Genomic DNA, 1470 nt, shown 5'->3' on the forward strand with positions numbered 1-1470 from the left:
CCCCCCCCATTACCTTTTTGGTGGCCTCGCAACGGGGCTGCCGGCCTCCGGGCCCGGCATGACTTCCCCCCCTTGTTAACCATGATCCGGGGGGTGGTGTCACCGGGCCCGGAGGCACTGACTGACCGCTGATTAGGGGCATGACCACCAGCCTGTTCGCAGGCCGGGAGGCTCTTCGTAATGTGGATGTGGCGATCGGTGCCGTGGACGAGGCCGGGCAGAAGCGCGACCGGAGGATGCACGTGATCGAGACCGGCGACATCGACGTCTATCTCGGCCTGGACGTCGGCAAGGGCGAACACCACGCCACCGCCGTGACCCCGGCCGGGAAGAAGGCGTTCGACAAGCGCCTGCCCAACACCGAGCCCAAGCTCCGCGAGCTGTTCGCGAAACTCCAGGCCAAGCACGGGACGGTGCTGGTCGTGGTCGACCAGCCGGCCTCGATCGGAGCTCTGCCGCTCGCGGTCGCCCGGGACATGGGCTGCCCGGTCGCCTACCTGCCCGGGCTGACGATGCGGCGGATCGCCGATCTCTACCCGGGCGAGGCCAAGACCGACGCGAGGGACGCGTTCATCATCGCGGACGCCGCCCGCGCGATGCCGCACACCCTGCGCTCGGTCGACCTCGAAGACGAGACGATCGCCGAGCTGGAGATGATCGTCGGCTTCGACGACGACCTGACCGGCGAGGCCACCCGGGTCGCGAACCGGCTCCACGGCCTGCTGACCCAGATCCACCCGTCCCTGGAACGGGTCCTGGGCCCGCGGTTGCAGCACCCGGCCGTCCTGGCCCTGCTGGAACGCTTCGGGTCCCCGGCCCAGATATGCAAGGCAGGCCGGCGCCGCTTGGTCACGCTGCTGCGGCCGAAGGCACCCCGCATGGCCGAGCGGCTGGTCGAGGACATCTTCACCGCGCTGGACGAACAGACCGTGGTGGTCCCCGGAACCGAGGCCGCCGCGCTGATCGTCCCGAGCCTGGCCTCCTCGCTCCAGGCCGTCCTCGACCAGCGCAAACTCCTGGCCGGGCGGATCGAAGAACTGCTGGAGGCCCACCCTCTTTCCCAGGTCCTGATCTCGATGCCCGGGATCGGCATCAGGACCGGAGCCAGGATCCTCATCGAGGTCGGCGACGGCAGCAGCTTCCCCTCCGCCGCCCACCTCGCCGCCTACGCAGGACTCGCCCCGGCGACCCGCAACTCGGGCTCCTCGATCCGCGGCGAACAGCCTTCCAGGAGAGGGAACAAGCAGCTCAAACGGGCCTTCTTCCTCTCCGCCTTCGCAGCCCTCGGCGACCCCGCATCCCGGGCCTACTACGACAAGAAGATCGCCCAGGGCAAACACCACACCCAAGCCCTCCTCTGCCTCGCGAGACGACGGGCCGACGTCCTCTTCGCGATGCTCCGCGACGGCACCTTCTACGAACCCCAACCCGCCCGATCAGCTTGACCAAACCCATAGGGGCACCCCCCCG

1 protein-coding gene is annotated in these 1470 nt (G+C 69.1%); it reads left to right on the forward strand.

Features of this window, described 5'->3' with window-relative positions:
* Positions 1–236: 236 nt before the first annotated feature.
* Positions 237–1445: an IS110 family transposase gene (locus tag ACH4RG_RS36470; RefSeq protein ID WP_398540931.1), complete on the forward strand. Its 1209-nt coding sequence runs from the start codon at positions 237–239 to the stop codon at positions 1443–1445.
* The last annotated feature ends 25 nt before the right edge of the window (positions 1446–1470 follow it).

The sequence above is a fragment of the Streptomyces sp. NPDC021019 genome, from assembly GCF_044333295.1.
Classification (GTDB): Bacteria; Actinomycetota; Actinomycetes; order Streptomycetales; family Streptomycetaceae; genus Streptomyces.

Excerpts from the sequence above, each read along its gene's own strand:
- ACH4RG_RS36470 (WP_398540931.1), top strand. The coding sequence starts at position 237 with ATGCACGTGATCGAGACCGGCGACATCGACGTCTATCTCGGCCTGGAC.